This window comes from Paenibacillus sp. TAF43_2, assembly GCF_052113545.1.
Classification (GTDB): domain Bacteria; phylum Bacillota; class Bacilli; order Paenibacillales; family Paenibacillaceae; genus Pristimantibacillus.
Genome location: NZ_JBFRDK010000031.1, coordinates 19,537 through 46,075, shown reverse-complemented (window position 1 = coordinate 46,075; position 26,539 = coordinate 19,537). Strand labels below are relative to the sequence as shown.

Annotated in this window: 28 protein-coding genes; 5 read left to right on the top strand and 23 right to left on the bottom strand. The window is 46.2% G+C overall.

Annotated elements, in window-relative coordinates:
- Positions 1-124 precede the first annotated feature (124 nt).
- Both AB4Z17_RS09585 and AB4Z17_RS09580 read left to right on the top strand, forming a co-directional pair.
- Positions 125-1,729 (top strand): N-acyl-D-amino-acid deacylase family protein, encoded by a 1,605-nt coding sequence (locus tag AB4Z17_RS09585; protein WP_441959488.1) that lies wholly within the window; start codon positions 125-127, stop codon positions 1,727-1,729.
- A gap of 43 nt (positions 1,730-1,772) precedes the next feature.
- A complete protein-coding gene (locus tag AB4Z17_RS09580; RefSeq protein WP_441910776.1) occupies positions 1,773-2,237 on the top strand; it encodes a RidA family protein in 465 nt (154 codons plus the stop codon).
- Positions 2,238-2,339: 102 nt separating this feature from the next.
- Here the strand turns inward: AB4Z17_RS09580 and AB4Z17_RS09575 are convergent, their stop codons facing one another.
- The 9 genes from AB4Z17_RS09575 to AB4Z17_RS09535 form a co-directional block, all read right to left on the bottom strand.
- Positions 2,340-2,507 carry a hypothetical protein gene (locus tag AB4Z17_RS09575; RefSeq protein WP_441877098.1) on the bottom strand — a complete coding sequence of 56 codons (168 nt, stop codon included), beginning with the start codon at positions 2,505-2,507 and terminating at the stop codon, positions 2,340-2,342.
- Positions 2,508-2,657: 150 nt separating this feature from the next.
- Positions 2,658-3,719 carry an S-layer homology domain-containing protein gene (locus tag AB4Z17_RS09570; protein ID WP_441959487.1) on the bottom strand — a complete coding sequence of 354 codons (1,062 nt, stop codon included), beginning with the start codon at positions 3,717-3,719 and terminating at the stop codon, positions 2,658-2,660.
- 112 nt (positions 3,720-3,831) lie between these two features.
- Positions 3,832-4,944, bottom strand: coding sequence for a putative 2-aminoethylphosphonate ABC transporter substrate-binding protein (locus tag AB4Z17_RS09565; protein ID WP_441959486.1), 1,113 nt, complete (start codon positions 4,942-4,944; stop codon positions 3,832-3,834).
- A 209-nt stretch (positions 4,945-5,153) separates the two neighbouring features.
- A complete protein-coding gene (locus AB4Z17_RS09560; RefSeq protein WP_076269749.1) occupies positions 5,154-5,939 on the bottom strand; it encodes a DeoR/GlpR family DNA-binding transcription regulator in 786 nt (261 codons plus the stop codon).
- Positions 5,940-5,994: 55 nt separating this feature from the next.
- Positions 5,995-7,182, bottom strand: coding sequence for a saccharopine dehydrogenase family protein (locus AB4Z17_RS09555; RefSeq protein WP_441959484.1), 1,188 nt, complete (start codon positions 7,180-7,182; stop codon positions 5,995-5,997).
- A gap of 13 nt (positions 7,183-7,195) precedes the next feature.
- Positions 7,196-8,338, bottom strand: coding sequence for a 2-aminoethylphosphonate--pyruvate transaminase (gene phnW / locus AB4Z17_RS09550; RefSeq protein WP_441959482.1), 1,143 nt, complete (start codon positions 8,336-8,338; stop codon positions 7,196-7,198).
- Positions 8,335-9,132, bottom strand: a complete 798-nt coding sequence (phnX, locus tag AB4Z17_RS09545) for a phosphonoacetaldehyde hydrolase (RefSeq protein WP_441959480.1) — start codon at positions 9,130-9,132, stop codon at positions 8,335-8,337. The genes phnW and phnX overlap by 4 nt, the downstream gene beginning before the upstream one ends.
- A gap of 63 nt (positions 9,133-9,195) precedes the next feature.
- Positions 9,196-10,932 (bottom strand): putative 2-aminoethylphosphonate ABC transporter permease subunit, encoded by a 1,737-nt coding sequence (locus tag AB4Z17_RS09540; RefSeq protein WP_441959478.1) that lies wholly within the window; start codon positions 10,930-10,932, stop codon positions 9,196-9,198.
- Between the two features lie 3 nt (positions 10,933-10,935).
- On the bottom strand, positions 10,936-12,003 hold the full coding sequence (locus tag AB4Z17_RS09535; protein ID WP_441959476.1) for an ATP-binding cassette domain-containing protein: 1,068 nt from the start codon (positions 12,001-12,003) through the stop codon (positions 10,936-10,938).
- A 260-nt stretch (positions 12,004-12,263) separates the two neighbouring features.
- Between AB4Z17_RS09535 and AB4Z17_RS09530 the strand changes: the two genes are divergently transcribed.
- Positions 12,264-13,049 carry an HAD family hydrolase gene (locus AB4Z17_RS09530; RefSeq protein ID WP_441959474.1) on the top strand — a complete coding sequence of 262 codons (786 nt, stop codon included), beginning with the start codon at positions 12,264-12,266 and terminating at the stop codon, positions 13,047-13,049.
- A gap of 297 nt (positions 13,050-13,346) precedes the next feature.
- Positions 13,347-16,592, top strand: coding sequence for a LamG-like jellyroll fold domain-containing protein (locus tag AB4Z17_RS09525; RefSeq protein WP_441959472.1), 3,246 nt, complete (start codon positions 13,347-13,349; stop codon positions 16,590-16,592).
- Positions 16,593-16,730: 138 nt separating this feature from the next.
- Here AB4Z17_RS09525 and AB4Z17_RS09520 read toward each other — a convergent pair whose 3' ends face one another.
- A complete protein-coding gene (locus AB4Z17_RS09520) occupies positions 16,731-16,889 on the bottom strand; it encodes a sporulation protein YjcZ (RefSeq protein ID WP_441910761.1) in 159 nt (52 codons plus the stop codon).
- Positions 16,890-17,070: 181 nt separating this feature from the next.
- Here AB4Z17_RS09520 and AB4Z17_RS09515 point away from each other — a divergent pair, with 181 nt between their 5' ends.
- The gene (locus tag AB4Z17_RS09515) at positions 17,071-17,448 is read left to right on the top strand and encodes a PH domain-containing protein (protein WP_076269741.1); all 378 of its coding nucleotides are present in this window, start codon (positions 17,071-17,073) and stop codon (positions 17,446-17,448) included.
- A 40-nt stretch (positions 17,449-17,488) separates the two neighbouring features.
- On the opposite strand, the gene AB4Z17_RS09510 is transcribed toward AB4Z17_RS09515, so the two are convergent.
- The 13 genes from AB4Z17_RS09510 to AB4Z17_RS09450 all read right to left on the bottom strand — a co-directional run bounded on the left by AB4Z17_RS09510 (position 17,489) and on the right by AB4Z17_RS09450 (position 26,539).
- Positions 17,489-18,175, bottom strand: a complete 687-nt coding sequence (locus tag AB4Z17_RS09510) for a peptidoglycan recognition protein family protein (protein WP_441959470.1) — start codon at positions 18,173-18,175, stop codon at positions 17,489-17,491.
- Positions 18,168-18,713, bottom strand: coding sequence for a phage holin family protein (locus AB4Z17_RS09505; protein WP_441959469.1), 546 nt, complete (start codon positions 18,711-18,713; stop codon positions 18,168-18,170). Before AB4Z17_RS09505 ends, AB4Z17_RS09510 begins: the two co-directional genes overlap by 8 nt.
- Positions 18,714-19,227: 514 nt before the next feature.
- Positions 19,228-19,386, bottom strand: a complete 159-nt coding sequence (locus tag AB4Z17_RS09500) for a CD1375 family protein (protein ID WP_441959468.1) — start codon at positions 19,384-19,386, stop codon at positions 19,228-19,230.
- Between the two features lie 60 nt (positions 19,387-19,446).
- Complete coding sequence (locus AB4Z17_RS09495) at positions 19,447-19,854, bottom strand: hypothetical protein (protein ID WP_441959466.1); 408 nt, start codon at positions 19,852-19,854, stop codon at positions 19,447-19,449.
- 13 nt (positions 19,855-19,867) lie between these two features.
- Positions 19,868-21,268, bottom strand: a complete 1,401-nt coding sequence (locus tag AB4Z17_RS09490) for a hypothetical protein (RefSeq protein WP_441959464.1) — start codon at positions 21,266-21,268, stop codon at positions 19,868-19,870.
- A gap of 4 nt (positions 21,269-21,272) precedes the next feature.
- A complete protein-coding gene (locus AB4Z17_RS09485; protein WP_441959462.1) occupies positions 21,273-21,890 on the bottom strand; it encodes a putative phage tail protein in 618 nt (205 codons plus the stop codon).
- A gap of 3 nt (positions 21,891-21,893) precedes the next feature.
- Positions 21,894-22,388, bottom strand: coding sequence for a tail fiber protein (locus tag AB4Z17_RS09480; RefSeq protein ID WP_441910749.1), 495 nt, complete (start codon positions 22,386-22,388; stop codon positions 21,894-21,896).
- Between the two features lie 12 nt (positions 22,389-22,400).
- Complete coding sequence (locus tag AB4Z17_RS09475; protein ID WP_441910747.1) at positions 22,401-23,423, bottom strand: DUF2793 domain-containing protein; 1,023 nt, start codon at positions 23,421-23,423, stop codon at positions 22,401-22,403.
- The gene (locus AB4Z17_RS09470) at positions 23,424-23,837 is read right to left on the bottom strand and encodes a phosphoglucomutase (RefSeq protein ID WP_441959461.1); all 414 of its coding nucleotides are present in this window, start codon (positions 23,835-23,837) and stop codon (positions 23,424-23,426) included.
- A 3-nt stretch (positions 23,838-23,840) separates the two neighbouring features.
- On the bottom strand, positions 23,841-24,878 hold the full coding sequence (locus tag AB4Z17_RS09465) for a baseplate J/gp47 family protein (RefSeq protein WP_441959459.1): 1,038 nt from the start codon (positions 24,876-24,878) through the stop codon (positions 23,841-23,843).
- Complete coding sequence (locus AB4Z17_RS09460) at positions 24,871-25,272, bottom strand: DUF2634 domain-containing protein (protein WP_441959457.1); 402 nt, start codon at positions 25,270-25,272, stop codon at positions 24,871-24,873. Before AB4Z17_RS09460 ends, AB4Z17_RS09465 begins: the two co-directional genes overlap by 8 nt.
- Positions 25,269-25,571 carry a DUF2577 domain-containing protein gene (locus tag AB4Z17_RS09455; protein ID WP_441959456.1) on the bottom strand — a complete coding sequence of 101 codons (303 nt, stop codon included), beginning with the start codon at positions 25,569-25,571 and terminating at the stop codon, positions 25,269-25,271. Before AB4Z17_RS09455 ends, AB4Z17_RS09460 begins: the two co-directional genes overlap by 4 nt.
- Positions 25,571-26,539 (bottom strand): XkdQ/YqbQ family protein, encoded by a 969-nt coding sequence (locus tag AB4Z17_RS09450; protein WP_441959455.1) that lies wholly within the window; start codon positions 26,537-26,539, stop codon positions 25,571-25,573. Before AB4Z17_RS09450 ends, AB4Z17_RS09455 begins: the two co-directional genes overlap by 1 nt.

Genomic DNA, 26,539 nt, shown 5'->3' with positions numbered 1-26,539 from the left:
CATATATGCAGCACCGTTAATTTGCACAGCTTTGTCTACATCAAGGATTCCACTGGGCAGCTTCATAAAACGACTGTAGCGGCTCGCGGAATGCTCGAATAACGAGAAGGAGGAGGCTTATAACATGCTCGATCTTATTTTGAAAAACGGCAAAATCGTCGATGGCAGCGGCAATCCTTGGTACGGCGGCGATGTTGGAGTCAAAGATGGCATCATTGTTTCTATTGGCCAAATTGATCAAGAGGCTAGCCAAATCATTGATGTGGGACGCAAAGTGATTTCTCCTGGCTTCATCGATGGGCATTGCCACTCGGATCTGATGATTATTGATCATCCTTATAGTGAAATTAAGCTGCAGCAAGGGGTAACAACTGAGGTTGTCGGCAACTGCGGCCTCGCCCCTGCTCCATTTATTCGAAGTAAAGGCGCACTGCTGCAGTCGTATGTGCAGCCCGTACTCGGGAGCACAAGCTGGGAGTGGCCGTGGGAAACGGTTGGTCAATATATGGATTTTGTCAGCAAATCCAATCCTTCGGAGCACATCGCCACCTATGTAGCACACGGTGCACTGCGTATCGCAGTCATGGGCTTCGAGAACCGTCCTGCGACGAAAGACGAAATCGAGCGGATGAAGACCTTGCTTGAAGAAGGGCTGCGAGCAGGCGCAATCGGATTATCAATTGGTTTGTTGTATGCACCTGGCAGCTATACTTCACGCGAAGAGCTGGTTGAGCTTTGCAGCGTTTTGCCTAAATACAACGGTCTGCTCTCCACACATATTCGCGGTGAGGGCAATAACTTGCTGCCGTCCGTTGCAGAGGTAATATGGATCGCTGAACGAGTCGGCATCTCGCTGCATATCAGTCATTTGAAAGCAGCAGGCCGCGCCAATTGGGGTAAAGCGCTTGATGCGCTGGAGCTTGTAGAAGCGGCAAGAGCACGCGGTATGGACGTCACAGTTGATGTTTATCCCTACGCGGCAGGCTCCACTACCTTAACAACCGTCCTCCCTCCTTGGGTACTAGAGGGCGGCATTCATGCAACACTTGAAGCGTTCCGCGATAAGGCGCTGCGCCTGCGGATCAAAGAAGAGCTAAGCCGCGAGCAGGACACTTGGGATAATCTTGTATGTTCAACTGGCTGGTCCAGCATCATTATTTCTTCGATTCAGACCGAAGCGAACAAGGCACTCGAAGGCAAATCAATCGCCGAGGTTGCCRAGCTTCGCGGAGAACATCCCGTCGATTGCATGATGGATCTTCTGCTTGAGGAGAATGGTCAAATCGCGATTGTCTACTTCCATATGTCCGACGACGATGTAAAGCAGGTCATCGGTTACGAGAAATCATTGATTGCATCCGACAGCTTGAACTGCGAGATCGGCAAGCCTCATCCGCGCACGTACGGCACCTTTCCACGCGTTTTTGCCAAATATGTGCGTGAGGATAAGGTACTGTCGCTTGAGCAAGCGGTTCGCAAGCTAACCTCATTTCCCGTACAGCGATTTAAACTTGGCAAAAGAGGATTGCTTGTGCCAGGATATGCTGCTGACATCACGGTATTCGACCCAGCTGTCATTCRAGACACAGCTACGTTCGAGGACCCGCGTCAATATCCGTCCGGCATCTCGCATGTTATCGTTGCCGGCCAGCTCACGCTTTCACATGGTGAACACACGCATAAGCGCGAAGGCAATCTTATTCGCGCGCAGCACTGCTGCACGCATTAGTTAACCCGCAATACACAATTGATAAACAAGGAGCTGTTTTATAATGTCTATTATTGAAAAACGTCTTGCCGAGCTAGGAATTGTTTTGCCTGAAACGACTAAACCTAAGTTCTCCTACATTCCGGTTAACCAAACAGGCAATCTTATCTATACTTCCGGCTTCGACTGCCGTATCGATGGTATTCTCATGTATGAAGGTAAAATCGGCTCTGATCTAACGATCGAGCAAGGACAAGAAGCAGCGCGCCAAGTCGTTATCAACCTGCTAGCGGCGATGAAAGCACACCTAGGCGACCTTGACCGTGTCGTAAAAATCGTAAAAATTCTTGGTTTCATAAACAGCGCTCCCGGTTTCGGCGATCAGCCTTATGTGCTGAACGGCGCATCGGATCTGCTCATTGAAGTATTCGGAGAAAATGGACGCCATGCAAGGTCCGCGATTGGTACAAGCGACCTTCCATTCCATACGCCAGTTGAAATCGAGCTCATTGCAGAGGTTCGCGAATAGCATGAACAAGCAAAACCCCCAAGGCTCAGGCACTTGGGGGTTTAATACTATTTCAATTAGTGGAAAACGCATTGATTCCGATTTACAAGCAAGCTTTGTTGACTACCAGCATACAGCGCGGGAAATAATAACAAGCAAAATGAAGAGTACCAATATAATACCGATACCAGTTCCCCAGCCGCCAACTCCAGCTCCACAATTGCTAACACCTGCAACTGGATAAGAAGGTCCGCAATTTCCTGCGCCAACCCCTGCTACTCCATAGCCCATTTGTTCATCTCCTTTTTACTAAGGTACAGTATCCTATGATTTTTAGTAAAAAAGGTATAGGCTATTTCGTAAAATGTGCTCCTGCTCATTTTTTATGCCCGCCCACACTTTCTTGCAATGACTAAACGCCTCTGCTCTGGATGAACAAGTCTATTTATTCTGGCTATCGATGAGCGTCAAAATAAACGTCAATGCTTCTGCACGAGTAGCCTTTGCCTGCGGTTCAAAGCGATTTCCGCTTCTCCCCTTAAGCAGATTGCGAGAAACAGCAGCCGCTACAGCAGGCTTAGCCCAAGCTGGTATTTGCGAGGCATCCGCAAAACGAATTGACGGGTTCTCGTCGAGCGGAAAACCAGCTGTACGCATCGTCATTGCCACCATTTCCGCTCTTGTAATATGGCGGTTTGGCCGGAATGTACCATCGTCATAACCGCTAATTACCTCAGCATTCACAGCCTCCGCTATGAAAGCCTCTGCCCAAGCTGGAAACTGTCCCTTGTCTTTAAAATTAACTTCCTTCGCTTGCTTAGCATTCAACTCGAAAGCACGTCCGATCATAGCAGCAAATTGCGAACGCGTTACCCAGCCATTAGGTTGAAAAGCACCGTTCTCAAAGCCTGTTACGATGCCAAGCGAAGCCGCTCTTGTAATATTTTCCTCGGCCCAGTGGCCTTTTATGTCACTGAAGGACACTGGCGTCGAAGAGCTTAAGAGCAAAGCCAGCTTCGCCGCATTTTTCAGCTGAACGGCCTTTACCTGACTATCGACCAGCTTCGCTTCTACAAGTTCAACGCTCGCCTTTCCATTCGCAACTCCCTCAAAAGTAAACGTGGCTATAGCTGCCGATCCGCTCACTCCGCTATCCTTCCCAATCTTCGTATGAGCGAATGTTATAACTCCATCCTTATCAATTGGTGAAATGGGCATTCCTTTCCACGCTGCTGTTGCCTGTTTGAATTTAAGCTTTGCTGTGTTGTACTTCAGTTTAATCTCGAAGCCGTATAAATCATTTAATTGCTCCCCTTTTACAACGACCTCAACTGGTTGTCCAACCGCCGCATTTTTCTGATTGACGGTAAGCGACAAGGTTGCAGCCGCAGCATATGCAGAAGGCAGCAAGGCTGAGCGGCCAACGCTCGTTAGCGTAGAGACGCTAGAAAACAACGTCATCACTATTAACAAAATTGCTATTTTCTTCACTCTCAACAACATGTCCATTCTCCTTCCAAATCGTGTTTTTCGTTATGTTCAATAGGGAGCGTGCTAGTGAAAAGGCTGACAGCAGCTTAACTAGCGCTTGTCAGCCTTTCTCTTAATACAACTATTATGATTTTGGCTCGCTCTTGCTGTCGTAGCGGTTGCTCCACTCTTTTAAAATAGTATCTCTTTGTTTAGCCGCTTCTTGCAGGTCGTATTTAATCAGTTGCTCAATCGGGTTTTTAGTATAACCTTCTGGAATGACGCTAGTGTCACTCTTCACAGCTACGATCGGATAGTTTTTGCTATATTCAGCCATTGCATCGTCTGTAATTGCCCAGTCCAAAAACGTCTGTGCAGCTTTTTTCATTTTCGATTTCTTAATCATCGCATTTGCCTCAACATCCCAGCCTGAGCCTTCTGCCGGGAACACTACTTCAACGGGTGATCCGCCGCTTTTTTCTTTGATACCGCGGTATCCAAAGGAGATCCCGATTGGATATTCGCCAGTACCAGCCATTTTTGCCGGCTTCGAACCTGAGTGCGTGTAGATGCCAATGTTCTCATGCAGTTTGTCCAAGTATTCCCATGCTTTATCTGCTCCAAGCAGCTGCGCCAAGCCCGATACCGTAAGGAAGCCCGTACCAGATGATGCAGGGTTAGGCATCGTGATTAGACCTTTATATTCTGGCTTAAGCAGATCCTCGTATGTCTTCGGAACTGCCAAACCTTTTTTCTCCAGCTCAACCGTATTAGCAATAAATGCCGTCTCCCATGCATCAATGCCTACCCAATGCTCCGGACTTCTAGTATCTTTAAACTCAGCAAGAATCCGATCTACGCCAGCAGGAGAATAAGGCTCCAGCATGCTGTTTTGATCCAGTACTAGCAAGCTTGTTGCTGCAACGCCCCACACGACATCCGCTTGCGGATTATCCTTCTCAGCAAGCAGCTTAGCCGTAATGATACCTGTTGAATCACGAACAATATTTAATTTGATGTCTGGGTATTTTTCATAAAAAGTTTTCAAATATTCTTTAATAAGATCATCTTCAAGCGCAGTATATACGGTAAGCTCTTTACTGTCCGTATCTAGCGATGAATCTGTTGGTGCTGTTGCTTCTGAAGAATTGCCAGCTTTATTATTTCCTTTATTGCTCGATCCTCCGTTACCTCCGCATGCAGATAAAACCGTAACGATAACTATCATGCTCACAAGCAGAAACCAGCTTCTTTTCATTTTTTTCTCTCCCTTTGTTTGTTCTTCTTCTCTATTCCTACTATATGCTTGTTTGTTTAACGCACTGTAAAATACAAGTAAATAAATTGTTTTGTTTTTGATTTCCACGAAATAGATGTGTTTTTCCTTTGAGTAATTTGCATTTGGTTGGTATAAAAAAAAGAACCTCCAAGTCTTATTAGACTCGAAGATTCCTTTGCCATAAACAGCTATTCTGCTACAATCCAGTGCACATCCTGATCATCAAGCTTGGAGCGCCAAGCCTGCGGAGGCGCTACATCGCTAATAATCATATCTATCTCTTTAAAATCGGCAATCTTATAAAAATGGTTCGTCCCAATCTTCGTATAATCAGCCAACACGATCGTTTGCTTGGCTTGTTTCATGAAAGTCCTCGCCAACACGCCGCGCTCATCCTCATAGCTTGTTACACCGCTATCAATCTGTAAGCCGTCAGCAACGATAAAAGCTTTGTCCACATTAAAATTGGACATAAACTCCATCGCAAGCGTACCGGATGTCCGGTAATGCTTCGGGTTAATGCGACCGCCAATAAGCACGATTTCACCATCGAATATATTGCGATTTTTGTAGCCAATCAGCAAGTTTAAGGTATAAACGGATGTAACAAGAACGGTAAGTTGTTTTTTGTAAGCAAGTGAATCGATCATTTGCAGCGTGGTTGTTCCATCGTCGATGACAACAACGTCTTTATCCTGAATGAGAGAGGATGCAGCTCGTCCGATCCTTCTTTTCTCTTCAGCCTGCTGCACCTCGCGCCGAACATAAGCGGGCTCTTCCCGCTCCACATTAATCTTAACGGCGCCGCCGTATACTCGCTTCAGCTTAAGCTCATCCTCCAGCTCCTCCAAATAACGGCGGATCGTTTCCGATGATACATCAAGCGCCTGCACAAGCTCCGGCGTTCGAACCTTTCCTTTTAGCTGCAGCATATTAATGATGATCTGCTTCCGCTCTTCTCCGGCTAGCGACATCTCTATTTCCCCTTCGTCTTCAGCTTAGTCTACTGTTTTGATTATTAATCGTATTCTAGCCTACTTCAACTAAACTCTCAATCTTTTCATGAATGAGAATGCCGCGCTTGCTTAGCTGTTCAAATATAATGCTCGGTTCGAAAGCTTCTTCCGGTGTGATGATTCCTGTTTGATCTTTGCATAACGTCTGACCTCTCGCAATAAGCTCCGTCGCTATCGCAAGTGGAATGCCGACGTTTCTAGTGTACGCACGGAGTTTCTCCCAGCCTTCTGCTGAACCATCCGATGCAGGATGTGTATGGGTAAGTGTATGTTTGCAAGCTTCGCCAGTCTGTGTCGATATCCCCGTTACTTCAATATGAAGAGAATAGCCGTATAATTCCGTTTCATGGCCTTCATGCGATTCGAATAAGTATTGCCCAATCGCATCCATAATTCCAATTTCCTGGCCTGCAATGTTTATACGATCGTTGCGCATAAACCCATAGTCATATAACGCACGGACGAGTCTCATATTTTGCTGAGGCCATGTACCGCGTACTTCAATTAACTGAACATCCTTGCTCTCAAGCGCTTTTGCCAGCGTTCGTGTCTCTGCGTGCGGAATAATGTATTGAATCGATTTGCCGTAAGGCTCTGGCAGCTCAATTTCTCGCGGCCTTGCAAAAGGCTCGACTTGTATAAACTGGCCTTTCTCATAAACTACACGTCCCGGCAGCTTCGGATCATACTCATAAACCGTCGTTTCCGCTATTGATTTGGAGAATGCAATCGGCCGGTATGAGCCATGACTAACCCGTACCTCATGTACTTCCTTCATCTGATTAGCAGCATGCATCGCCATCATTTGCGTTACACCGGGCGTCATCCCGAAGCCAGGCAAACACATTTTTCCGTTGCGGACAAATACATCGTGGCTTGCATCTTCTTCGCCAAAGCCGTTCAAATTAATGCCGTGGCAGCCAGCCTCTGCAATGCATGCCGTGGACAAGCCGTTTAATGTAATCGTAGTTCCATCCATTACAATATCGTAGCCGCGAAGCTGTTCTACCGTTGCCGCATGATCATGCACATTCACTCTGACTGCATTGACTCGTTTATCATTCAGTGAGGCAGCAAGCTGCTGGGCCGCTTCCAGATTGAAATCACCGATCGTAATGACCTCAAATGAGGAGTACTGAACAAGGTCCAGCACCGCTTCCATACAAATTCGACCTGCACCGCCAAGACAAAATACTTTCATCGTCTTCACTCTCCTACTGTTCCTTGTCAAAGGATGAATAAATGCTTTTGATCACATGAACCAATCGTTCCATATCTGCTGGATTAACATCACCGATGCTGCCAATTCGGAAAGTCGGCTCCGAGGTCAGCTTCCCTGGATACAGAACAAAACCTTCCTTCTTCAAGCTTCCGTAAAATGATTCAAATGAAAAGTTAGCGCTTGGGTAACGAAATGCTGTAATAATAGGAGATTGCCACTCACGAGGAAGCAGCGCACTGAAACCAGCAGCCTCCATCCCCTCAGTTATTACTTGTTGATTGCTGCTGTAACGAGCTTCCCGAGCCGCGATTCCGCCTTCAAGCTCCAGCTCCTTCAGCGCCTGATCGAATGCGCGAACAACATGTGTTGGCGAGGTATAACGCCATTTGCTGTTCGAGCGCTCCATCATGTCCCATTGGTCATACAAATCAAGCGATAAGGAGCGCGCATGGCCTTTGCATTTGGCAATGGCATCACGGCGGGCAACTACAAAACCAAAACCCGGTACCCCTTGGATGCATTTGTTGCTGCTGCTAATGAGGAAATCAATGCCTAGCTCATCTATGTCCATAGCTACACCACCAAAGCTGCTCATAGCGTCAACAATAAACGTGACATTATGGCGCTTAACAACTTGAGCTATTTCATTCAAAGGGTTAAGGATACCTGTTGTCGTTTCGCAATGTACGATGGCAACATGTGTAATCTGCGGATCATCCTGAAGTGCTTTCTCGATGACTTCCGGATCGATAGGACTGCGCTCGTCAAAACGGATTGGCGTAACTGAAATTCCAAGCACGTCGGCAATTTGAACCATTCGCTCGCCATAAGCTCCATTAACGGCAATAGCCAATTTACCGCCTTGCTTCGGCATCGCCGTGCCTATTGTGGCTTCCACGCTAAACGTCCCGCTGCCCTGCATCAATATAGCAGTATAGTCTTCTGCCGCCGCTTGTGCAGCAAGCTTCACGAGCCGCTCTCTTATCGAAGATACTAGCTGATTGTATTGATCATCCCACGTACACCAATCCTTCATCATCGCTTCCTTCACGGTTCGAGTCGTCGTTAGCGGTCCTGGCGTAAGAAGTAGATATGGATTTTCTGTTAGCAATAATGCATCATTATGTGATTTCATGGACGATCCCCCGCTTGCAGTCTTTCGTTGATGTGTGAAATAACGCCATCCAGCTCGCCAATCTCACGAATGATAAAATGTGCTCCCGCTTGCATCAAGCGATCCGAAACTTCAACAAACAGCTTCTCTTTCTCGCCCTCAGACAGGGCTTCCGTTTCCGCTTGTGTCAAACCCACTTCATTCCCGCCGAAAATAACGCCTACTGACCATACGCCTGCATGACGACCTTCTCTCATATCCGCTTCGGTATCGCCGCATTTGACGATATGGCTCATCGGATACGTACCGAGCAGCTCCGCATTGCGGAAAATCATCCATGGATGCGGGCGCCCTTCGGCTGCTTCATCTGGCGTTACTGTACTATCTGGCGAATATCCTTGCTTCGCAGCTTCCGGCGCAATAATGTCCATCATGGGACGCGTATATCCTGTCGTCGTTCCAATCTTGATGCCCTGCTCGCGCAGTCTCTCAATAAGTGCTAGTGCTCCGGGCACTGGTGTTGCATATTGATGAAGAATGGAGAACAACATCGGTTCAAACTTTTCATACATTTCATCCATATCATTTTCATTTGGCATGCTGCCAAATTTCGCTTGCCATGCAGCAGACACAGCAGGATCGGAGCAAATATCGCGCAAATGATCTTTTTTCATGCGACCCATCGGCTTCCGAATCGCTTTAAACGACGCCTCAATGCCTCTTTCTTCGAATAAGCGGCGAAACGCTTCTACCGGCGCAAAGCTTCCATAATCAACCACTGTACCTGCCCAATCCAATATGACTGTTTTAATCATGAGTAAAAACCTCCATCGTATAATGTGTAATTGTTTTTTTGAAAAATTGTTTTTGGCATCGCCTTATCGCTTCTGCCAAGCTGACATTTTGCGTCTCAGCCTTGCCGTGCCCGCTTCATATAGAAAGCGAACGACAACATTGAGGAGCACAACGAGCACTGACATCGCTGCCGCCGCTGCCGTATCACCCGCATCGTCCATGCTGACGATGGAAACCGAGGCAATTCGCAAGTCCGACGCATACAGAAAGACCAGCGCAGATACCGTCACCATTGCATTTACGAAAAAGTAAACTGCCATTTCTAATATGGCCGGCAAGGACAATGGCACCGTAATGCGCGAAAATGTCCGCAGCTTCGAGACATTCATGGACTCCGAGACGTTGTCGAACTCCTTGTCCAGCATTTTTAAAGTTGCGGTCGCCGTCATGAATGGAACGGAGTAAAAATGCACAACATTAGCCAAAACTAGAATGATCATCGTTCCATAAATAAAGTGAAACGGATTGGCCGGATGATTAAAGAAATAAATAAAAGATAATCCGATGACCAGCCCTGGAAGCGCCAGTGGCAAAATCGACAAGAAATAAGCAGCTTGCCGGATCGGACGATAGACACGTCCATTTTCGATCAAATAAGCAAACAAGAACGTAATGATCGTCCCGATTACCGCTGTCCAGGCGGCCATCTCAATGCTGTTCCAGAACGGATCGAAGCCACCTGCCGCTGCATTGGAGAAGTCGAAGTTGCTCCACGTTAGCGACATGTCATACGGCCACTTTTTCACGACCGAAGCAAGCAGAACAGCTCCCATTAACAGCAAAATCATGGCTGATAAAACAATCGCATACGTATACGCCCAAACATTGCGCAGCCGATTGTTCTTCACGGAATAAGGAACAGACTTTGATGTGACGTACGCCTGCTGCTTCCGCGTGACGATTCGATCCACGATAAACGCGAGAATGGCGGGAATGGTCAGCACGATGCCGACTACAGCTCCCATAGACATATTTTGCTGACCGACAACCTGTTTAAAAATATCAGTAGCCAGCACGTTATACTGTCCGCCTACGACCTTCGGTGCGCCAAAATCGGTGAAGCTGAGCGTAAAACAAATGACGACTGCGCTGAGCAGCGCATATTTCACAGACGGCAGCGTTACGGTAAACATTTTTCGCAAGCTGCTCGCGCCCATCGACTCGGCTGCCTCATATAAGCGATAATCGCTGACGGCAAGCCCCGCGCACAAAATAAGAAACGCCTGCGGAAACGTATAGATGACCTCAGAAATGATGATGCCTACTTTTCCATAGAGCGGAATTCGCCACTCAAACGGCAGCAGTCCGAACAACCCCGTAGAGATAAGGCCTTGATGACCAAATAAATAAGTAAGCGCGAGCCCGTGCATCATGGTTGGTGCGAATAAGGGCAGCATGGCAAGAGCTTTGAAGAAGGACTTGCCTTTAATATTGGTGCGAGTCAATACGAACGCCAGCCCAAAGGCAAGCGGCACTGCAATCGCGGTTGTAGCTGTGGATACGGTAATCGTGTTCAGCATCGATTGAATGAGTGATCTTGACTGCAAATACGATGAAAAATGAGTGAAGCCAACCAGATTTCCATCCGAATCCATGAACGCCTGCTTAAACATCGCGAACAGCGGCAGGACAATAACAGTAATAAGTGTGAGCAGGACTAGCACTAGCAAGAGCTTAATAACCCCATTGCTCTCCCGTAGCTTTTGATTGCTTTTTCTCACCCACTGCGAGGGCAGAGCTTGATCTATTTTCCCTTTCATTCTCTACCTCCCCACGTTCCCAGCGATTGCCGCAGGATAATGAAGCATACGCTCTTGCGGCAATTGAAGATGAAACAGCTTATTGCGGGACCATTCAAATCGATTAGCTATTTGCGCGGATATATCTACCGTTACGCTTATGTCCGAGTGATTCCCGTGTTCATTCGCAAGCTGCAAGCTTACACRATAAAATGCGCCACGAAACTCCACATGCTGAACAAATCCGCTAATTCCGCTATCATTAGATAGGCCGCCCGTATGCTTTTCCTCATCAATCTGGATATGTTCCGGCCTTATAGCTAACAAATCATTTGGGCTTGCCCCCATCCATCTTTCAGTTCCTACAGGGAAGAAATTAATAGCCCCAATGAAATCAGCGACAAAAGGCGTATTCGGCTTGTCATATACCTCCTGCGGCGTGCCAATTTGGACAACCCGTCCTTGATCCATGACGACAATCTGATCCGCCATCGTCAGCGCTTCCTCTTGGTCATGCGTAACCATAACCGTTGTAATGCCAAGCCGCTCTTGCAGCTCGCATAGCTGTTCGCGCAGCTTCTCCCGCACCTTCGCATCAAGCGCAGAAAGCGGCTCATCCAGCAATAAAATATCAGGCGATAAGGCGATTGCTCTTGCGAGCGCCACCCGCTGCTGCTGGCCTCCGGAGAGCTGCGCTGGATACCGATCCCTCACCTCAGTCAGTCCGATGAGCTCCAGCATCTCCTTCACGCGTTCTTCAATTTGACGCTTCGGCTGCTTCCCTTTGAGACCGTAGCCAATGTTGTCGCTCACAATTAGATTTGGAAATAGCGCATACGATTGAAAAACGATGCCAAAGTTGCGTTTGGACGTATGCTGCGTCGTAATATCATTCCCATCAAGGATAACGGTGCCGGCATCAGTCTGTTCAAGACCTGCGATAATACGCAGCAATGTCGTCTTGCCGCAGCCGCTTGGGCCGAGCAGACATGTGAATTTCCCTTTCGGAATATGAACGCTGACATCATGGAGTGCTTGAAAGCTGCCAAATGCCTTGCGAATACCATTAATCGCTAATCCTTCATTTTTCATTCTCATTCTCCTTGTGTTCTCGTAATAATCGTTCAAGAACGGTATGATGAAGTTAAAGCATTTGCATCGTTGATCTATTAGCAGTTTAAAATAGATTTGTTAAGTGAGTGTCAAACACAAGTAAAGATTGTGTGTTTAATTGCTTTTATTATGGTTTTAAGTTGTTTTAAAGATCCGAATGCTGTATTTTATGTGCAACAACCTTTTTTTCATTTCTTTAGCAAAGACAACAAACTAAAAAAAGGACGGGTTCTACACTTATGACAACGATTATTTTCGACTTGGACAACACGCTGATTTGGGATGAGAAAAGTACAGAAGAGGCACTCGATGCAACATGCGAAGCAGCCGAGCAAGCATTTGGCTTACAAATTGGACTTTTAAAGCAATCTATCATTCGATCTGCTCATTCTGTATTTCGTGAATTGGAATGTTACGCTTACTTAGCGAATATTGAAGTAACTGCGATGGAAGCGATGTGGGCTCGGTTTGATGATGGAGCAGCAGCAGAGCTGCAAATAATGAAAGAGGCATCGCCTGCTTTTCGTAAAAACGTTTGGGAGAGAGGACTACAAGAGCTCGGCATCCACGATGAAGACCTTGCAGTCAAGCTAGCTGAACAGTTTCCAGCCGAGCGGCGCAAGCGCCCTTATGTATATGAAGAAACATTTGAGGTGCTCGAAGCATTATCTGCAARATATCCGCTTATGCTGCTGACCAATGGAACACCTGATTTACAGAAAGAGAAGCTCTATGGCATTAACGGATTATCCGATTATTTTCCTCATATCGTTATTTCGGGAGAGGTCGGCTGCGGCAAGCCGGCTCCGCAAATTTTCGAGCACACGATGAATCTCGCGGGGCTAAAACCAGAGCAATGTCTAATGGTAGGAGATAATTTGTTTACCGACATTTTGGGAGCGAGCCGAACTGGTATAGCAAGCGCCTGGCTAAATAGATCGAGACAGCAGCTGCCAGAAGGTGCTGCGCGTCCAACTTTTGAGATACAATCCTTGAGAGAGATAGAAGCGCTGCTTCCTCTATAAGTTGTTTTTAATACTATAAAAAGAGGCTCCACCTTGTCGTTTCGACGAGGTGGAGCCTCTTTTTAGTAATTTCTTCATATTGCGATTACACCTGTTTAACAACACAACCTTATGATAAAGAGGAATCAAAAACACACAAAAACAATTAATCACATTATTTAATGACATTATTTGTTTTGTTTTTAATCTATGTGTGGGAAGGATGTTGGATTATGGCCCCTATGCCATAAAAGTAAATCTACTGTCCCCTAATCGATTTCACGAGACACCCATTCGAAAAATTGGAGGTTATTATTCATGAATAAGACGATAAAGAAAGCATTTGTATCCACGCTTGCTGCCGTTACATTAATTACCGCATCAGGAGGATTTGTTCCGCTCAGCCAAACCGCTTTTGCAGCGGTCGTGAATGCCGACCTTCATGCAAAATTCAGCTTTGAGAACAATGCCGCTGATAGTTCCACAAACAATCTCTCGGCTGACATTGTCGGCACTCCTACTTACGTTCCCGGAAGAATCGGACAAGCCCTTTCTTTAAGTTCAACTAGCGCCAATAAACAATACGTAAATCTAGGCAAGCCATCACAGCTCCAATTCGGAGTCGATAAAAGCTTCAGCTTCTCCTTCTGGGTGAAGTCCTCCGGCGTAGATTCCGATCCTTCCATTTTATCCAATAAAGACTGGAACAGCGGAGCTAATGTTGGCTACAACCTCTCTCTTCATTCCGATAAGAAATTAAGATGGAATTTCAACACGGCAGGCGGAACACGCATAGATGCTGATATTCCAAACGTCGCTAATGGGAGCTGGCACCATATCGTCATCTCGCATGACCGTACCGTTGGACGCGTAGATTTTTATAAAGATGGCGTGCCTGTTGCAGTCTCTACTTCGAACGGGACCAAATTCAATAATATCGCAAGCGCAATTAGCATTGCTGGCCGCACAGGAACGATCGATTCTGGCCTTTCCACAATGCTCGGCAATGATGGCACTGGCAAATATTCTGCAGCGTTGGAAGCGCAGCTCGATGAGGTTCTCATTTTGAATCGTGCGATCACCCCTGAAGAGGTTACAGAAATCTTCAATAGTGCTCCCCCCATTGTAGTCAGCGATAAATTCAAAGGCACGCTGAAATTCGTAGGTGCAACAGCCACAGCTCCTGGCACAGAATTTAGGCAGATGCTCGACCTGCGCACCCCTTCCATGACAACAGCGATCGACGGCGCGAGCGTAGAAATTGCCTATGACAGCAGCAAATTCACATTCTCACGTGCAACGAAAGCAACGAAAGTAGACACTTCAACACCAGGCATCGTTAAGTTGGAGCTTCCAGCTGGAAGCGTATATAACAAAACCAACCCTTTAGAATTCGCGTCATCTACACTGTCCGATGTTTACTTTTTTGCGAAGGATGCAAGTGGACAAGGCACGATTCAAGTGACTTCTGCTGAATTTTTCGTAGGCGGTAATAAATATGTGAAGGAATCGTTGAACACGCCTGCGCAAACTGTTCAGATTAATACAAAAGCATCTGAGGATATTAACAAAGACAGTCATATTACGATCGGTGATGTTGCCTTGGCTCAAGGGAAATCCGTTCAAGAACTAACCAATATTGCTGATAAAGTAAAATATATGCCTTACAAACGAGTTGTCGTTATCGGCATCGACGGTGCCGGCATGTCGGTATCAAAGGATGCGCCATACTGGGAAACGCCAAGCTCTGTGAAGGAAAAGGTAGGCGACCGATTAAATCTGCCCGCACTGCGCGGTATCATCGAGAAAGGCGCTGCTAGTTATTCCGTCACAACGACGCTGCCTACTGTTTCATCGCCTAACTGGGGTGCCATGTTAAATGGTGTGGACTACAGCAAGCATCAAATTGACAATACGATTAGCGCAAATAATACCTATAGTGAAACATCGCCTTATCCGTCCGTCTTCAAAAAATTGCGTGAACAATTCCCGGAGACTAAGCTTGCTGCCTTTACAACTTGGTCCAACATCATTAATGGACATATTGAACCGTCCCTTGGTGCCGAAGGATATTCTGCGGGCGATAAAGCAAACGTAAATGCTTTTGCAAAATATGCGGCAGACGGCAGAGCATACGATGCATCCCTTATTTTCTTCCAATTGGATGATGTGGACGGTGTCGGACACTCGCTCGGTTTCTATACGAAGGATTATTACGCAAAACTTATGGAAACAGATAACCTTGTAAAAACGATCTATGACTCGTTAAACAGCAAAAACCTGCTGGACGATACGCTTATTCTAATGACAGCCGATCATGGCGGCGGCACAGAAAACGCAGATCATACGCTCGGCAGCGCTACTGCCCATGGACAAGATTCGCCGCTTGCCAAAACGGTATTTATCGCAGCAAACGGAAGAACAATTGCAACGGATGTAGGCAAGGAGAAGCTTTTGCAAGGAGGAACAACGAAGGATATCGCTGCAACGATATTAGCTGCACTGGAGGTCGATTCGCCAATTGGAGATTCCAAGACGATTGACGGCATGTTCGTCCCTCAGAAGGATCAGAACAAACCGGATGCTCCGAATCTTCAGTTAACCAAAATTGTTGACACTACTTCTAAACAATTAAAAGGTTATGAGCTCGCCGTTAGTCATCTGAACACAGATGCTAAAGCCTTGGATATCGAATTAGAGACTGGCGATCTAACTGTCCAATCGATTAAGCCGCTTCAAGCTGGCATTACCGTATTACGAAATGAAAGCGCCAATGGAAAAACAAGAATCGTCCTCACAGCAGATTCCGCCATCTCGCCGGATCAGCCTATTGTACGGTTAGTAACGCAGTCCCAAAATAACGGTGCATCAGCGGTGCTTCATCAAGCGATGATCGCAAGCGGACAAGGAAAAGAGTCATTGCCTAACTTCACCGCTTCCGTTAAAGAAGAAGGGACAGAAACGTCCGGTCCAACTGCTGTATTGGAAGGAAAAACGTCTGTCGTATCCGGTTCAACCTTTAYGATTAAGCTAGGCTTGAATGATGTTTCGGACAACGTCTATGCACAAGATATCTCATTTAACTATGACCCGAATGCATTTGAATATGTAGCTAGCCGTTCACTTCTTGAAAGGGTTCAAATTGTGAATGCCATCCATGATGAGAAGGGCAAAATCCGACTCATTCTTGCTAGCGAAGGGGTAGAAAACGCGGTTACCGGCAGTAAACAGGTTGTGGAGCTTACTTTTAAAGCAAAAGAAATACAAACGGTTACTACAGGTAAAGTGACTGCGGATTCGATCTTAATTTCAAACGGCGAAACTGAAGTTAATGCTGCTCCATTCACCTTGAATATCCAAGTAACGCCAAAAGAAACGACAAACCCTGCCGATCAAAACCAAGACGGCAAAGTCAGCATTTCGGATTTGGCCCTCATCGTTATTCATTACGGCAAACGCGAAGGCGCAGCGGATTGGGAACAAATAAAACAAGCTGACGTTAACAAAGACGGTGTCATCGATCTATTAGATCTTACTCTCGTCGCTCGCTCCATTGTAGAATAATAAGTATCATTAGCAACTTGTCCCATATGATAAACTATAACATCCCCATGGCTCAGGCCTATGGGGATGTTATTATACTTTCATTTAGTTAGAAAGCGTTTGGAAAGCCTTGCGTTTACGCTTTGGCTAAATTATTGCTTACAGCCAAGAACGAGAAATGATGACAAGAAGGATAAAAAGGACAAGAATAAATCCAATACTTGAGAATCCGCCGCCGCAGCCTACGCCTACTCCTGCAACTGGGTAAGGTGCGCAGTTTCCAGGACCTACATTAGCACCTGCTACTCCATAGCTCATTTGTTCATCTCCTTTTTGTTGACTTACACAGTATCCTATGATTCTGGGGCAAAAGTGTATGGGCTTTTGCAGGAAATGAGCAGATGCCTAAAAAGGCCATCTATTATTGCTTGTCTGCGCATAAAGTAAACGAAGGAAACTTTTTTATAGGTACATATGGAATTAGAGGGATGGTGTTAAAATGGGCTTTTTGGACGCATTAATGGGGAACGCCTCTGAAGTCAATCCTGACGAGGCGCAAAGAGAATTTGGCAACTTGCTCAGTAGATCGGAGAATGTAGAAAGAGCGTACAAGCTGATTCGCGACATGTTCATTTTTACGAACAAACGCCTCATCATCATTGATAAACAAGGAATAACCGGCAAAAAGATCGATTTCCATTCCTATCCTTACAAAAGCATTACTCATTTCAGCATCGAAACAGCCGGAAACTATGATCTGGATGCCGAGCTGAAGATTTGGATATCAGGCAGCGTCGCGCCCATCCAAAAAACATTTAACAAAAACCTGAACATCTACGATCTACAGAAGGTTTTGGCTGAATATGTCTTAAAATAAAAGATGAACCCCGCAGACCTTAGAGGTCGGCGGGGTTCATTTATTTTCGCGAGAGTATCATTGTATTCAGCCATGCCAGCTCCGAGAGCGTTAACGTGCCTTGCTCCGCTTTCTCCCTCCATTTGGTGTCCTGTAGAAGCTTTTGCTCCGTAAATTGTCCGAGGGTGTTAATTAAAAGCTTTTGTTCTGCTTCTGATAGATTCAGATCTGATTTTCGATTGTCGGTTGGCAGTTTCATTTTCTCCAGTACCTTCTGTTTGAAATGGTCCCATCCTGTCCACTTGCCATTATCGTACATCAATCTTGGGCAAATTTTCCCGCTCCAATCGTAATGGCGACGCAGGCGATCGATTCCCCAGCCGTACTGCTTGAGCAGCTTTGCTGCTAATTCGCAAGTATTGGATAGTGTTTTTTCATAGTCTCCACTCTCGCAAATCTCAATGCTTATCGATGTTCGATTCCCGCTTGCAGCGCCGCTCCCGTCGCCCGCATGCCACGCATTCTCATTCAGCGGCAAACACTCAATAACCTCAAACTCGTCCACAACAAGATGATAGGATGCGGTGCGATTATTAGTCGGGTTCGTGAGCCACGCCCTTTCATTTCTCGCTGAGCTGGTAGGGTTGCCAGTGTTGTGAATGGTAATAGATTGCGGCAGAAGCAAATGGCCTGGGCGGCGATTGTTGGAGGTGGATGGGTGGATGTGGTTGATTGTATAATTAGCCATTGTTGGACTTCCTTTTATTCGTAGTAGATTCGTTATCGTTAGATAAATCAGTATGATCAGAATTTTTAATAGTTTCTGGGCTGCTGCCTCGCTTTGTCGCTCGCTCTACCTTCGCTTTTAGTTCACTATCAATATGCTCGATGACCGATTTAGGAATCCACTTCTCCCAGCCCGCTCTGTAAGCGTTGGCGGTCAAAGACTGCCAGGTGTGATAGATAATACCTAGCGTAATGGCATAAAAGAACAGCCCCGGCATGCTGAGCATAGTGTCCAGCAGCTTGGCTAAGACCGGTAATGCCAAAAGAAAAAGGGTACGAAGTACCCCAAACATCCCATACTCGGAGGAGTATGTCTTGTCTTTATGTGAAGCGGCAATGCCTGTTATCCAATCCAGTACGATAACTGCTATTAGAAGCGCAATTGGAATTAATCGACCTCCTCCATAGATAGAATCAATCACAGGGGCAAAAAAAGCGCCCACCGCGGCTGCGGTGAGCTTTCCTTCTGATAGATATTGGGATAGGATTTGTTTGTACATGGGAAGCTCCTTTCTGGTTGATAGTTATTTTTATATATTTTCTTATTTAATAAAATTACAGTATTGAAGACCTTTAGCTGCCGATTGCAGTATAGTTGTACAAGTCAATTTCATTTTCGATACAGTAGCGCAGATTTGCAACCAGTCCGCCTCTTCTAATACACCTAGACGTCAGATGTTGTCAGAAGTAACGTATCGACTACATTTTGATCCGTATCCATATTATCTAAATTATCCCCCTATTATCACTATCTCTGTGTAAACAAAAAGCCCCGCCTAAGCGGAGCCATGTTCATACTTAAAGCAACTTACCGTCTGTGTCAAACCCTAAAGAGAACAAATCAACTTCAACGTCACTGCGAATAGCCAGTGAATTGTACCCCGAAAGGCTCCAACACCTTACCGCCCCAACGTGCAAGGTTTTTTACAAGCGCTAGCGGCAACCTCATGCACAGCTATCTTTATGCCTTTACCTTTATTGTCGGCTGCATGCCATTGGGTGAAACCTGTATCATTACACCGCTGTTTGTAGTGGTTGACCCTCAATCCCTAATCCTAGAGCTTCAAGGGTAGCTTTTACATTGGGCTGTATTACAGCTGGTACCTGTGCAAATGTACGTTTGCCAACAATGATAAGTGAAACGGATACGTCGATTAGTGCTTGCGAACACATAGAATCGCCTCCTCTCGCGAAATAAAAAAGGAGCCATAGCAATATGTTAAAAATCATGCTCTAAGCTCCTTGCTGAACTGCTACCATTGCATATAGATCAAACACTGCTTCCATTAGCATAAGATTGTCGGCTTTCATTTTCTCCTTTTCTAACTTAAGTTCTGCAATTTCCTGTTCTAGTGTTTTCCGTTCTTCAACCGCTGCCGGATCGTATAACGTCCATACAATCTCGTTCGTCGTTACATTTACGGCTGTTGGATGTCCATCCATGAAATCTTGCTTACGATCTCCATATTCAAGCTGAATAAAGTTGTAACTCGCTTCTAGTCTTTCGGATAGAATATTATATACTTCACGTTCTTGGGTTGGCGTAAGCTGTTGTATTCCCTCACCTTGCATTTCGTTAGTGACAAGAATTACACTACCTGACGTAATGTCGTAATAAATGCGCTTGCCGAATGAATCCAAGTTAAACCCTCCTCTATGCCTCTATTAAAATATAATTAATAGTACGATTGTAATCACTGATAGGAATTACGAATTGCGTTCCATCATTTCTATAAGCCTTACTTACTTGTGCTCTATAATAATAGCTTGTGCCAATATTAGGTGGGGATTGTCCACTCACATTACTTGTGAAAGTATCAGCCCAAGGTCCTCCATTGTATTCGGCGCCTAGTTGAAAATCCCTAGTAAATACATTTAACATATGAACCACATTGTCTTTATAATTAGCCCAATAAATAGCATATCCAACAATGAACCCGTGGCCGGTTACCCGAAATCTAGGCATAGCTAATTCAGTATTGTTGTAGGAGTACCACGTGTCAAAAGGATCTGCTTGGTAAGACGTACCAGTACCTGATACTATTCGCTTTCCTGTCGCTAATGTACCTGCCACACCGAACATGGACACGCCAGCTTTGATGTTTGCAGCATTAAAACCAGCATCTTCTAATTTTAGCCAGCAGTCACCGCTATATGCAGTAATTCCAGTAATTGGCGTTGGTCTTGCAAATACTGCACCAACTGTGGGAGTCACTTCAAATGGAGTGTGATGCCCGGGAGCGCCAGCATTACCATTCAAAGCGGTGCGTAATGGCAACGTACCTGTACGCTTCACTCCACCTTGATAAAACGTTTTGCCCGTAATAACCTCGCCAACAGGTGCGTTCGCATCCTTACTAATGTTGCTTATCTTAGTTGCTAACTGTGCATGTGTGTCGCTTCCTGAAGCTGCCTGACCCATGCCAGTAATGGCAGCCGCGATAGCTGTTTTCCCATTACTGGCAGACGTAAAAAGCTCGTTAATTGCTGCTACTGTAGTACCCTTTGCAGTAGTTAGTAAGGCAGCCCGATCCCCAACTTCATTATTTACAAACGCAGTACTCGCTTTCGCATTCCAAGTCGCTTTCTCAGCATCCGATGCGAAGCGGTTACTTGCGTCTTGCACAATGATGCTCGCGGGGTGCGTGGCAGGATGCGTATAGTTATTCGCCCCAGCTGCAATCCCATCCAGCTTCACCTTATCTGCCGCAGACTGAAGACCAGCTGTGGAAGTAGTAGCTACAGCCGTAGTTGCCTTAGCATTCCAAGCCGTTTTCTCAGCGTCAGTCACAAATCGATTGCTCGCATCCTGAATAATAACGGATGCAGGATGATTAGCCGGATGCACATAAGCATTCGCCCCAGCAGCAACGCCTGCCAGCTTCGTTTTCTCCGCTGTCGTATAGTCCTCTGTAGATAGCTGCTTCCCAGCCACTTTATCTACTTTGTTGCTAACCGCAGTATCCAAAATATCTGCATTCCCATTCAAATCCGCAATATCGACAACATCTGTTCCTTCCGGTTTTTTCAATCCTAAATTCCCTGTCGTTTGCATATTTTCACACTCCCTCGTAAACTCTTAATTCACTCCATGTCTTGCTTCGCGCTTGATTCCAAGTCATTGTTCCTATCTGATTCCACACTGTATAGGTGTATTTCAATGCAAAAGCTAAATGAGCGGGCTTAATATCCTCTAGCATTTGGATAAAGCCAGCCATATTTGGCGGAATCCCCTTCGTCCCGACAAATATGACCTCGAAACGGCTCTCTGCCGGATATTCAACTACACTCACCTCACCGCCAGAGAAAGCGATAGCTGTTTGGATAATTTTAAGCTTAGTCGTCGTACCAGCACCGCGCAGCTTGGCAAAAATACTCTCGCGTCGTCGAGCATCCGGCAAAGAGGTGTCGCTTTTCAGTCCAAGAACATTTTCCCAGCGCGTCAGTCCCCATGTAGCCGAATGTACAAAATATTGGTCAAATGCCGTTTCAATCGCCTCAGCCTGCTCCCCTAGTTCGCCGCCAAGCTTAGATTGAATAGCTAGCATTTCTACGATTTCATAATAATAGGGAGGAAAATATTTCATGAGATCTATTTCCGTATGGAGAGTCTCCTCCCCGCCCTCCCTATCTTCCCCATACGTCTGTTCGCCATATAAAGCTAGACTATAGGACAATACCTACACCCCCTTTAGCTGATTCCAGGTTACTCCCGGTCCAAGCTTTCCGCTGGCTAGATCATAAGCGAGTTTCACCGCATTGGCCGTCGCCGCTTGTACAATACTCGTGCTGTTCACCGCATTGTTTAATTGAACAACGCCAGCAGCTGTTACCGACGCAGCAGGCAATCTGTCCACAGCAACGGTACCCGAGGTAATATCTGCAGCCGCGTGAGCATGCGCAGCCGGGGCAAAGCTTACAGGTTTGCCGCTAATACCAGCCCAAGGCGCGCTGTCCGCTGCTTCCGCACTATCGATCTTTCCGTTGTTGTTCGTATCGTAAATGCTTTTCAGCATGTCGCCCGTCGCCTGCGCTGCAGCAAGCACAATATTCCCGCCCGCTGTACCGATGTACAGCTTCTGAGTATCTGTGCAGTACCCTAATTCACCGACTTCAAGCAGTCCAATGCTCGTTTCCAAACCTCGCCTCAATTGAATGAGTACTTTTCTTGGCATCTGCTCGCCTCCTTAGAACGTACCGCCATCAATGACGGCAACCCTTAAGCGATTTCCGTTCGCAGCATCATACACGATGCTGTCTGCATCAATATTCGCTTCTATGCCTGTCGCATTAACGAGCACGCCTTTGCCAGCTTTTGCGCTAACTGCTGCACCTGCAACCGCAATCCCGTTCCCCGCTCCAACGCTAAGGGTGACGGTATCGGCCTGCCCTCCTCCAGTAAGACCGCTGCCAGCCGTAATCGTCTGAAGCGCGCCGCCAGTTCGCACCCATGCGGTACCGTTCCAGCTAAAAATCTTCTGCTCATCATCGATGTAGCATGTCCAGCCTACTTGCGGCGTGTATAAATCCCAAGCTGTACCGTTCCACTCGGCAATTTTGTTAACTTGCGAAGCCCACACGCCCGTTGCGCCTGCAGGAATCAAATAACGATCCGCTAAAACAGGTGAAGCTGGCGGGGTCACTAAGTCCTTATCCTTAACCGAAGCTTGCGGCTCGATATTATGCTTCGCAAGCTCAATTTCATTTCTAATCTTTTGCGCTGACCACAAATCGGTGATAGCCAAGCCCGCATCATTAATAAGCCTGTGCTTGGTTGGATCGTCCAGATGCGTCTTAATCTCAGCAGCTGTTTTCACGTTCACTCCATCGGACACCTTATTTACATTGCCGCTGGTAACGTTAGCTTTTAGCACCTTTGCATAGGTTGCACCTTCTGAAATGTCATCCAGCGTTCCCGTCAAATCGGTAAGCTTCTGCGCATTGATTCTTCTCCATGCGGTACCGTCGTCAGCATACAAATATCCATTGTTTGTACCGCTGCTCACGTAATACAACCTACCCATAGCTGCTGCGGCTGGTCTAGCTGCTTCTGTGCCGGATAACGCGCGTCCTACCATGCTATTTGTTGTCCCATCACCGACATAAACTTCCTTCGTATCTGTGCAAAATCCCATTTCGCCAGCCAATAAAGCGCCGAATGCAGTTAGCTCTGCTTTTGTTCCACGCTTGATCTGAATCGTCTGTGACATTTAATTCCTCCTCAAAAATGATCCGCCATCGATACTTCCGCTTTTCTTGTATCTCTCTACTTCTAATTGCGTTGCAGAAATACTCACCTGCAAATCATTAATATCTGCTGCTTCCACCCGATCGCCTGGCGTCTCGTAGGTAACAAAGACGGCTTCAGCTTGCGCAAAAAGCTTAATTCGGAGCCTCCAAGGCGTCTCAGCCGGTACAGTCAGAAAATAATTGTGTATCTTCTCGCCCGATAAGCCGGGTCCTGTATAGACCTGAATGCTGTCCTTGCGTATGTCATCATGTGCAAGGTCTCCCTCAAATACCCCTCCAAGAACGGCAAGCTGCTCTTCTATAACGTACAGCTCACTGCCTTCCTTTTTGTTCAGCTTCACCGTAAATTGATCTACCTCCGCAGGATATCGCATAGGCTACACCTCCAATTCAACAAGCCCCGCAATAGGTACTTCATCAATTTCAAGTCCGATATTTGCGCTTCCGCCATTCAGTAAAAGTCGATCGTAGTCTAAGACCCCCGGTATAGCTAAAAGCAAAGTACCGAGCTTAGCGATACTCACATAATTAATGCGAAACGCCGTTTCATCTAAATAGGCAGTGAGTGCTTTAGCAAAAGCCGTGCTCACAAGCTGAATCGTATATCCTGCTGCAAGTGTAACCTTAGCCTTGATGCGAATGGGCACACTCAAAGCCGAAACGATTGAAACCTCTGCACCGATCGGCCTGTTCTCATTAATATAATCAAGCACCGCATGCTGCAGCACCTCGCTCGCTGGCTGCTTATCCGAATTGACGATAACAACCTTCACGGTCCCCGGACCATCCCATAAGGGCATCACTCTTGCTCCGCCAACACCGGGAACCGACAGCGCCCATCTCATATAATCTGATACATTGCCGCTCGTTCCTGGATTTTGAACCTCGGCAAAAAAACGGCTGCGCAGCTGTGTATCCGACTCCTCGTTCTCACCGGGCACCAGCACATCGACTAGCTCTGCACGAGCAAGCGAGTTAATATAATCGATAGGCAGCATATCGCCAAACTGTTGATTACCAGCTGCTCCCTCTGTTTCACTTTCGAGAACAAAAGAGCCCACTTTCAATCTCTCTCTTACGATGTAATTAACCGATTCGGCCGAAAAACGGCTTCCAATCGGCACGTCCATTACCGCTCCGCTCGAGCCATAAAATTTACCGAGCCGCTTCGCTCTTGTAGCTGCCTGCCTATTGACACCAAAATCAGCTGTACGCCTAGACAAATATTCGCCGCTTGATGTATCTGCAAAAGCTAAATTAATATTGACTTCCAGCTGAGCATAAAGCTCAGAAAGCTCTGCAGCCGCCGGAGCCAGCGCATCATAAATAATGCTGCCTTCCCGCTTATCTACATTTCCTTGTACACGATCCAGCATTCGCTGGAGCAAATAGCTAAAGGTCATGTTTTCATACATTTTGGCTTGCCTCCTCTCCAAAGCTTCCAAACTCCGTTACGACAGTAAACTGGACAACGATAGCTTCATCTTTAACGTCGTACTGAAAATCAATGACATCACTCACCCGCTCATCTTGCAGAAGCGCCTCTTGAATGCTGCGCTTTAGCTCTGATTGAACATAAGATGGCGATCCTCCAAGCAAGCTCTCCAGCTCGGTACCATAATTGGTGCTGTAGCAAAAATAGCGGTACCGCTCTGTTTGCAATATTTTGAATACAGCCTGCTTTACCGCTTCTAACCCGTCAGTCCTGCCTACGATCCGTTTGCTTGCTAAATCAAGCTTATAGGTCTCGCTCGTTTCGAGCTCCTCTACCGTCGTTACCTCCGCAACATTTGCTCCCTGTGGAATCATGGCTTAGCCACCTTATCGAGTACTACAAATTGTTGACCGCCTTGTACGCGGAGCATTAACACCGCATCTCCCGCTTCCAAGCCTGTGCGGATGACCAGCTTTTCAGATGTTTGCAGCTGGGTTTCATACTTAACGAGACTTTCCGGTATAATTAAAAAATCCTCTGATAAAGTAAAACGTTGATCGACGTTTACTTCCAGAGGATTGATTTGAATGACTTTTCCTACCATGACGGCTAGCGGATTCCCTGCAGCGTAGGCTGCGGCTCCCGCTTTCTTGATCGATTCCAATAATGCCATTAAATCACCCTCAATTCCAGCTTCATCGTATGCGAATCCGCTTCGAATTTATGCGAGCATTCATCTACGAGAAAATATTGGTGAATGCCGAGCTCATCAATCACTACGGGTACATAACATCCCGCTCTAACTCGCAAATCACCAATGGCTTCAATACTGATGCTCTTTTGCTCACGGTTTTTCAGCATCATCAGTTGGCTAAGCTGTTCTATTATTTGTGCCTCATTCATTTTCTCATCCGCCTGCTGATAGAGCAAAAGCCGTCCCCATTTCGCAATTGATGCGCTATCCTTCTCTACGTGATATTCACGTACGCCTATATCTTTGTTATCCTTATAAATCATAATTTGATTGTATGTGTCACCGTCAATTGATCGCTTCATTCCATAATCAAACATAAGGCTGTAATCGCCAATGACAAAATCAACCTTCATCTCCTCCACATTGCGCAAGGAAAGCTTTCCGAAATCATCCAAAAGTATAAAATTTCCGCCTGAATGAATGAGTGTTAGATCAAGTGCCTTACAAATAATATCAAGCAGCTTTTTATTATCCTCCAGCATGGATGGAATTTTGTAATTGGTATCCACGAGCACGCCTGTCTCCAAGCCAAAATCATCGGCAATTTTCTTTACAATTTGAGAGGCGGTAACCCCTTGAAATTTATAAAAATAATTGCTTAATAAATAGCGAATCTGATCATAGGCTTTTATCGAGATTCTCTCATCCATACCGGTACTCACTTCAAATACATATCCGTAAAATACATTAATATTATCTTTGCGGACACGAATGACATCGCCATTGTTCACCTCAAATGAAGCACTTTGAAATGGACTTCCTTTAAGCACCGTCATATCCAGACTAGACGCCGCTCCAATTCGTTTCGTCTTGTAGGTGAGCGAAGGAACAAGACTCGTAATATTCCACACTTTACCATTGCGGTTATCAATTAATATTTCCAGCAT